At 44.0% G+C, this 8,534-nt stretch carries 9 protein-coding genes; 1 reads left to right on the top strand and 8 read right to left on the bottom strand.

The annotated features are described in order from the left end of the window. Nucleotides 1–396 precede the first annotated feature (396 nt). Both FFM73_RS11610 and FFM73_RS11615 read right to left on the bottom strand, forming a co-directional pair. On the bottom strand, nt 397–780 hold the full coding sequence (locus FFM73_RS11610) for a CvfD/Ygs/GSP13 family RNA-binding post-transcriptional regulator (RefSeq protein WP_137631842.1): 384 nt from the start codon (nt 778–780) through the stop codon (nt 397–399). Nucleotides 781–875: 95 nt separating this feature from the next. Then, complete coding sequence (locus tag FFM73_RS11615) at nt 876–1,460, bottom strand: peptidylprolyl isomerase (protein WP_268920529.1); 585 nt, start codon at nt 1,458–1,460, stop codon at nt 876–878. Between the two features lie 334 nt (nt 1,461–1,794). On the opposite strand from FFM73_RS11615, the gene FFM73_RS11620 reads away from it, so the two are divergent. Continuing rightward, nucleotides 1,795–2,448, top strand: coding sequence for a VTT domain-containing protein (locus tag FFM73_RS11620; protein ID WP_137631844.1), 654 nt, complete (start codon nt 1,795–1,797; stop codon nt 2,446–2,448). A gap of 45 nt (nt 2,449–2,493) precedes the next feature. Here FFM73_RS11620 and FFM73_RS11625 read toward each other — a convergent pair whose 3' ends face one another. From FFM73_RS11625 to FFM73_RS11650, 6 genes are all read right to left on the bottom strand, one after another. Next, complete coding sequence (locus FFM73_RS11625) at nt 2,494–3,126, bottom strand: TIGR01906 family membrane protein (RefSeq protein ID WP_171001289.1); 633 nt, start codon at nt 3,124–3,126, stop codon at nt 2,494–2,496. A gap of 1 nt (nt 3,127) precedes the next feature. Continuing rightward, nucleotides 3,128–3,913 carry a TIGR01457 family HAD-type hydrolase gene (locus FFM73_RS11630; protein ID WP_137631849.1) on the bottom strand — a complete coding sequence of 262 codons (786 nt, stop codon included), beginning with the start codon at nt 3,911–3,913 and terminating at the stop codon, nt 3,128–3,130. A gap of 6 nt (nt 3,914–3,919) precedes the next feature. After that, nucleotides 3,920–4,642, bottom strand: a complete 723-nt coding sequence (locus FFM73_RS11635) for a YutD-like domain-containing protein (RefSeq protein ID WP_137631846.1) — start codon at nt 4,640–4,642, stop codon at nt 3,920–3,922. Further along, nucleotides 4,635–6,035 carry a bifunctional metallophosphatase/5'-nucleotidase gene (locus FFM73_RS11640; RefSeq protein ID WP_137631847.1) on the bottom strand — a complete coding sequence of 467 codons (1,401 nt, stop codon included), beginning with the start codon at nt 6,033–6,035 and terminating at the stop codon, nt 4,635–4,637. The genes FFM73_RS11635 and FFM73_RS11640 overlap by 8 nt, the downstream gene beginning before the upstream one ends. Before the next feature lie 21 nt (nt 6,036–6,056). Beyond that, the gene (locus FFM73_RS11645; protein ID WP_137631850.1) at nt 6,057–6,662 is read right to left on the bottom strand and encodes a metallophosphoesterase family protein; all 606 of its coding nucleotides are present in this window, start codon (nt 6,660–6,662) and stop codon (nt 6,057–6,059) included. Between the two features lie 174 nt (nt 6,663–6,836). Then, nucleotides 6,837–8,219, bottom strand: a complete 1,383-nt coding sequence (locus FFM73_RS11650; RefSeq protein WP_137631848.1) for an amino acid permease — start codon at nt 8,217–8,219, stop codon at nt 6,837–6,839. Between the last annotated feature and the right edge of the window lie 315 nt (nt 8,220–8,534).

Here is an 8,534-nt window from a genome sequence, read left to right on the forward strand (position 1 = left end):
TTCGTCCTGAGCCAGGATCAAACTCTCATTTTATGATTGTTTGTGACTCATTAATATTACTAGCGAAATTGACTTCGCAAATTACATTTGATATCAGCCGAAGCTGATATGCCCTGCACATTTGTGAAACAAAACTTTGTTCAGTTTTCAAAGGTCTACAAGATGACTCAACTCAATTAGTATAACTAAGTTAGAAAAAATTGTCAACGCTTTTTTGAATCTTTATTCATTCACATTAACAACTCATTTAATGAGCCATCTGTTATCCTAAAAGAGCGATTGAATATCAACCGTCTGAATATAAATTCAATCAATTAATATTGTGCTCTTTGACAACAAATAAAATAATACCAGCTATCTGCGACAGGGTCAAGGAAAAATAATAAATTAATCAAATTATTTTGCAACGAACTCTCTCAAAGCCTCTTGTTCCCAAGCGTGCCGTCTTTTCTGAATCGGTTTGAATCCTTCATGAACGTTCCGATTGGTCCAATAATGCTTATGATGTCCCTGGTTTTGAGGGGCCACTGGTGCTAATGGTACCTGAGGTTCTTCTAAACACCTTAGCGAAAGCGAAATTTTACCCGTAAATTCATCGATATCTAAAACAACAACGTCGATTTCATCACCTACCGATAAGTAATCATGAATATCTTTAACAAACCCGTAATGACATTCAGAAATGTGAATTAAGCCTTGTACGTCGTGACCGAGATTAACAAAAGCCCCGTAAGGCTGAATTCCCGTGACCGTACCATGAACGTGATCACCAATACGCATCTTTCAATACCTCCTTTTTGCATTCTTCTACTATAGAAGATAGTTAAAATAAAAAGCTCAGGGTCTTCGCACCCCAAGCTCAGTTATCAATCGTCCTAGTCGTCAATACTGACTGATTCAATAACGATATCTTCCAACGGTTTATCAGACTCATCCGTCTTCACCGTTGCCATCTTATCAACAACTGCCATACCTTCAACGACTTGACCAAAAACAGTATGTCTAAAATCTAGCCAAGGCGTACCGCCTTTTTGATATGCCGTCACGATTTCTTCGGGAAAGTGTGCATCCTTCATTTGAGTTGTCAGCTGATCAGACATATGTTGATTTTGAACGATAAAGAACTGACTGCCATTCGTATTAGGACCACTGTTAGCCATCGAAACCGCACCGCGAAGATTATAAAGTTCCTTTGAAAACTCATCTTCAAACGGCTCATTCCAGATGCTTGATCCACCCATGCCGGTACCGGTTGGATCACCGCCTTGAATCATAAAATCATTGATTACTCGATGAAAAATCACTTCATCATAGTATTTTTGCTTAGCAAGAGTCACAAAGTTCTCAACCGCTTTAGGTGCTTGCTCTGGGAACAATTGAATCACAACATCACCCATTGATGTATGGATGGTAGCCCGGGGGCCGTTAGCCTTATCGGGTTGTAACTGTGGATAGTTCACATTAATAACCTCCAAGTTTTCTTTCATATCTATTATCCATGAAATATAGCGAAAAGCAAGTCTCAAGCTCTGGAAACAACAGGCTAGTCACTGATTACTGCAGCTTGTTAGACGCCAATTAAGTCATACGAAATTGTAACACAATCCATGCTTAGTGACTGGATCTATGCGGCTAAGGCTTAACTTCTAACTACTATTCAAAACAGTTTTTTGCTCTCATGTTACTTAACTGCACGTTTACGATTTACTTAAATCCATTTAAAAGGCTTTGACACCCGGTTATTCTTTGATACAATGTCAGCAACTTAAACCTTGAAAGGAAACTTTTTAAATTATGGGCCAATTAATTGATTTCGTACTTCACATTGACAGCCACATGGTGAGCATCGTTAATACTTTCGGCGGCTGGTCATACGGCATTTTGTTTCTCGTTATCTTTATTGAAACTGGTGCGGTGATCCTGCCATTTCTACCCGGTGATTCACTACTCTTCGCAGCAGCTGCTTTGGCTGCTAATCCGAACTATCACTTAAGTATTGGTTTGTTTACCGTTATCTTTTTACTGGCAGCGATTGGCGGCGATTCGACGAACTTCTTTATTGGTCGCCGCTTCGGGATTGCCATCACGCACCATCCATTCTTTAGTCGGTTTATTAAAGAAGAAAATCTCGCGTCCGCCCGAAAATTCTTTGAAAAACATGGTAAAATTGCAATCTTCCTAGCGCGCTTTATGCCGATCATCAGAACCTTTGTCCCGTTTGTTGCAGCAACTTCAGATTACGACTACCGCTCTTTTCTACGCTATAACATTCCTGCCGGCATCTGCTGGGTCCTCCTGTGCTGCGGTGGCGGTTACTTCTTCGGTAACATTGGCTTCGTCAAAGCCCATTTCTCACTGGTCGTCATCGGCATCATTATTGTGTCCATGATTCCAGCCTTTATCGGATTACTTAGAAGTCGTATGCAAACTCCCAAGGAAGAAGATTAAAACGATTCAACTAAAAAACGTTCTAGCCGGTTATTCAAAACCGTTCTAGAGCGTTTTTTTAGTATCTAAGAAAGTTCGTCTACCACGCCAAACGCCCCACAGCATCATCAGTTCAAATAAACCAAATGCGAGTAGGAAGCATTGCGAGAAAAAACTCTCTGGTAAAACTAAGATCACCGGGTCAAAGCGGGGGTCGAATAACCAGTCGGAGTTGCGAAACAGGACCTTATGAAAATCAATAAAAAACTGGTTAAAGTTCACTAACATGAGCAACCCCGCCAAAATAGGGACCACGGCAGCAGTTTGAAACGGCCGGATAAGTTTCCACATCATTTTTTTAAGCGATAATGACCGGAGAAAATGAATGGCTGGCCAGATGGTAACGATCAGCACCCCATTATTCAATAAGAATAAGTGCTTCACGTCAATAAAGTGCTGCAACCCACTGGGAGACGTCGGGAAATCCATCATATCCAGCCTAGTGATCCACGGTAGCTGCAGATAACCCAGCAGTTGCATGTAATTTTGCACGATTCGACTACTTGAAATCTGAACGATTCGTGACAAATGTCCCAGACGTACATTCAGCCAGTAAAGCCAGACACTATTGATGGTGATAAAGATCACCGCTGATATGATTGCCAAAAAAAGGACGGTCCACTGCAAAATGATTTTTATTCTACTCATCTGCCACCGACCATTCGTCTAAACTGTCGATCTCATAGGTTGGTGCAATCTTTTGCTGCGCCACCTGCTCGCGGGTCGATAACCCCGTATAAACCAGCAGCGTATCCACACCAAAGCGAATACCTGCTGTGATATCCGTCTTGTAATTGTCCCCAACCATCAAAACTTGCGACTTGTCTAACCCCATGACCCTTAACGCGTTCGCCATAATGATCGTCTCTGGCTTACCGATGTAAATTGGCCGCTGCTGCGTGGTATACGCCACCATTTCAACCAGTGAACCCGCGCCAGGCAGCATACCGCGTTCGTTAGGAATATTGGAGTCCGGATTAGTACCAATAAATTTAGCGCCAGCCCGAATAGCTAAGGTAGCCAGTTCAAATTTATGATAGGTCACATCCGAATCCAGGCCAACCACCACAAAGTCCGGGTGACGTTCAGATAGTTCAAACCCCTTATCTAAGAAGGCCTGAATCAGCCCGATCTCACCAATAATATAAACTTTGTTCTGACCAGGTTTAGCGATCCCCGCTACGTAGTCCGCCGTTGCTAACCCGGCAGTATAGATGTTCGCTGCTTGGACATGGATATCGTGATTAGTAGCCAAATTATCGACCACGTCCACTGGTAGTTTGGTCGTATTGTTCGTGACAAACAAAAAATCCTTATTGGCTGCCTGCAGCCGCTCAACAAACCGTTTGGCGGCTGGAATACGCCGTTTGCCAGCATAGACTGTGCCATCCAGATCAATAAAGTAGCCATCATAATGTTTTTGCATCAAACGCTAATCCTCTTTTTCTCGAATTGTAAATTTACGGTGCTGACTGCGGCCAACCGTCTTAACTGCACCGTGACGCTGACCGACAGGTGTTTTTTTGATCGGTTTAACCTTTTCGACCGTATACGCCTTTTGCTGACCATGACTTGATCGGTTTTGACGTTTAGTATGCGTCCGCTTATTGGCAGTTGCTGGTTCCGACTGGCGATTTTTAGGTTTCGTCTGTTTCGCCTTATGTTCGGGTTGTTTCGTTTTTTTAGTCTGGCTACCAGAATGATTGCGATTCTGCGCTTTTCCACCGTTATTTTGATTACGGTTAGACCGGTGATGATTCTCACGCTGCCGTGTCGTCCGCTTAGGAATCACAACCTTGGCATCTTCATTATGCATCACAAAATAAGGACTGCCCGTATTACAGGCTTCGTCCAAATAATCCTGCAACGCGCCGATTTTGAGTTCTCCGGCAACGTTGCGCTTATCGTCATAAAAACCGCGCAGCCGTAACTGACCAAAGCCCCAATCACCGACTAAATAATCATAGCGGGAAAAATAAGTATTGAACCGGTCACTCAATTCCACGCGATCAAACCCATCGCGATAGTTCACCACCAGCTCATACGGATGATCGTTGATCTGATAATGGGTCTCATCAACAGCCACGATCACCCCACCAGGATCACGGCTGGCACGGGCATCGTCAATCAAGGTCTGCAAAGATTTTTTATCCATGGTACCCCTCCTTTCTAATTGGATATTGTTTAGCAAGATAATCGCCAAAGACTGTTCTTAAAAGTTTACCATATAAGATTTCATTTTGCCCAACGATCGAAATCGTAGGAAAGAACGGAATAAACAAGTAATTGTCTGGCATGGCCACGGTGTATGCGCGCAATGGTGACAGCGATTCACCACGGAAAAGAACCGTGCCATCATAGTCATTGTAGGTAATACCAGAATAGTTCAATGCGCCAAACACTTTACCGCGAAACCCCATTCCCTTTATCGGAAACCGCGTTAAGAACCGCCGATTTTTCTCCATCTCATGAACCAGCCGCCATAGATTATCGCCACTTAACGTCACCTTCATGACGTGCATGGCATGCGGCAGCATTTTATGCAAATGGTTACGCGAAATAATACCAGCTGGGAGGTCCTGCAGAAATAGACCGCCGTTTAAAATGGCTGCATCCGTATCCGCATAGTCTTCCAGAGCAGCTAATCCTTCACTCACCAGACGGGAATGTCCCTGCCAATTCTTTTCCATGGCCACGGGTAAGTCGGCGACCTTTTTTTCGTCCAAGAGCTGCTCGCCGCGTTTTTGATACCCTTCAATTTCTTGCCGATCATTCGTTGCCGCTTGCAGATTGGCAGTTTGAACAACTGAAGCTGAGGACTTCACGATCTGATGGTCCGTCAGTTCCAGCTGAATCGTACCAATGTACTCGCCGTATTTACCAGCTGCTCCCAGCATGGTTGTTTGATCATATTCGCCATGCGGCAATAAATGATGGGTATGCGCGCCCAAGACCACGTTAATTTCCGGGAACCGCTTAGCGATCCAACGATCAACGTCCAGTCCCAAGTGTGACAGCAAAATACTGCAGTCGTACTGCCCTTCAAATTGCTTGAGCAAGTGCGGCAGCATCCGTTCCACCGAAATTGGCTGCCAACCAAGTAACGGGTATGTTAAAGTATACGGTGCCGTTAACCCTAACACCAGCACCCGGGTACCCGCTTTTGTGACGATCACCTTGCCAGGCAGTGCCCATTTAGGCTGAATTGTTTGCGGCAGATTTAAGAGATTACCCAAAATCACATCAAAATTAGCCTGATCATACAGATGGTTGAGCTGCTTCTTAGAATTTCCCAGACCTTCGTTATTGCCGATTGTCACACCGTCATAGTGAATCTGGTTCATCAAAGTCACGTTACTCTGACCGTTAGTCGCTTCAGTTAGCGGGTGGGCACGGTCCATCTCGTCGCCGATATCAAAAGTGAGGACTTGATGACCAGCCGCTTCGTAGCGTTGCCGTTCTTCAGTTAGATAGCGGCGGATCTTCGGCCAATTTTCGAGATGGGAATGAAGGTCGTTGGTGTGTAAAATTGTAATTTTTTCAGTCATCCTTCGACTCCTCTAATGTCTTTATTTGCGTTTTTGAAAATCATTATATTTGCCGGCTACCATTTCTTCGATCTCCGCCATGGAAAAGGGCGTGCCAAAGGGTGGCTTATGCTTTAAATAATCGGTTTCAGGTGTATCCACACCCACGTTGATATCCTCTTTAATGTTGACAGAATAGTGGTGAATGTGACCGTGTAAATTAATGATCTGTTTAACGATCCCCATCATCATTGGGTAGTGCGTCATATAGTACTGACGGTGATTGACTTTGATGATGGCGCCCACATCATGAAATTGAAACTTGGGCTTACCGCCATAGGTGTAGTTGTGCTGCGCCAAGTACTTAAACAGCGCACGGTTATCGTGGTTCCCCTTGATAAGGATCAGGTGGCCATTTAATTGATTCAGCACGTCCAGAATTGCCGCCTGAGCTGCTTTTTCTGGTCGAATGAAGTACAGGGCGATATCACCTAAATGATACACCGTGTCTTCCGGTGTCACGCGTGCGTTCCAATGGTCAATAATGGTTTGATTCATCTCTTCGACGGATTTAAACGGTCGCGGTGCAAAATCATTATTACCGAGTAAATCCTTATGAAAAAAATGCGTATCTGCAGTGAAATACAGTTGCACGCTGAACCCCTTCTTTATTCAAAATTAGCTCGTTTGAAAAAACTTCACCCTATTAGTTTACCATGTTACACCACGGATAGGAAAGAACTCGTGTTTTCAAAGGCCTCGTTAAGAAGTCACTGAAATCAATAAAAAAACCGGAACCGAATCGTCCCGATTTTAAGCAATCTATTTTTTAAGCCTTCTCGCCTGTGAGCGATCCATCCCCGTTTTAAACAGCCAAAGCCCAAATAGCCAAAGAACTGACCCAATGAGTGCGACCAGCGTTTCAAACCGGAATAGCAGTACGATGCAGACCATTGTGAGAAACAGCAGCACAAAGTAATCTGAATACGGTGCCCACGGCATTTTAAAGCTGACTTGTTTTGCCTGCCCAGCCGCAGTTGCACGTTTGTACTTAATATGGGTCAGAACAATTGACCCCCAGATAAACAGAAAGCAGGTCGTAGCAATACTTGAAATCAACGTAAACACCTTACCTGGGATGAACAAGTTCAGCAGGACCACGATGGCAATAATAATCGCTGAAAAGAACAGCGCGTTAACCGGTACCTGTGCTCGTGACAGCTTGCCTAACCGTTTCGCCAATTTAGTCTTACCACCATAGGAAAGGGAAAATAACATCCGCCCAGTCGTATACAAGGCACTATTGCAGGCTGAAGCTGCCGCCGTTAAGACCACGAAGTTAATAATGGCAGCCGCTGATTTGATGCCAATGGCTGAAAAGACTTCCACGAACGGACTTTGATCGGGTGAATAATAGTGCCAAGGATAAATACACATCAACGCCATTAACGATCCCAAGTAAAACAGGATCACCCGCATCGGAATCTCGTTGATAGCTTTAGGAATAATTGTTTTAGGATCACTGGTTTCTGAAGCAGTCATCCCCACCATTTCGATACCAATAAACCCAAATAAGACCATTTGAAATGAAAGGAAAAATCCCTTAGCCCCGTGGGCAAAAAAGTGACCATCGGCTAAATTCATGACTGAAGCATGACCCACTGGTGTTTTGAACTGAATGACCACTAGCACGATACCAATAACGATCAAGGCAATGATGGCTGCGACCTTAACAATTGCAAACCAAAATTCGGTTTCACCAAATGCCTGAACCGTCACCGCGTTGATCAGCACTAGGATCAGTAGAATCGTTAACCCCGTGACCCACTGCGGTAACTGCGGAAACCAAAACTTCATGTAAAGCCCGGAAGCTGTCAGATCAGCCATGGCAATGCTCAACCAACAGACCCAATAAGTCCAGCCAGCAATAAAGCTCCAGCGTTCACCCAGGTATTTTTTAATAAAGTCAATGTAGGAATGCGCGCTTAAATCAGATAACAATAATTCACCCAGTGCGCGCATCAGTAGAAAACACGCGATACCAGCGATCAGATAAGCTAGTAAAATTGACGGGCCGGCCAAATGAATGGATTGTCCAGCCCCTAAAAACAGACCGGTCCCAATCGTGCCGCCTAAGGCAATCATTTGCACATGCCGATTTTTTAATCCGCCAGATTGCTGTTTAGCAGGTTCTGTCTTCGCCATAAGCTTCACCCCTTTTGAGTGACAATTATACACGCGAAATGGACCGGTACAGCAAATTTGGTCACAATGACGGACAATTAGCTTTCATTCACATCTGCAAAATCGCGGTATTATCGGTACGCTTCCGTTCATGATGATTGTTCACTTTTAAGTGAGAAAAATGCACGTTCATTTATAATGGTTGAAGAAAAATATCATATCATCACTAATTTAAATGTAAGCACACTATAACCGAACGTCTATGAATGCGTCTAACGGCGCAGTATGATCACCTTATCAATTATGATGAGGTGATTTTTTATGACTAAGCTTCAA

This window comes from Secundilactobacillus hailunensis, from assembly GCF_005405185.1.
In the GTDB taxonomy this organism is placed as follows: Bacteria; Bacillota; Bacilli; order Lactobacillales; family Lactobacillaceae; genus Secundilactobacillus; species Secundilactobacillus hailunensis.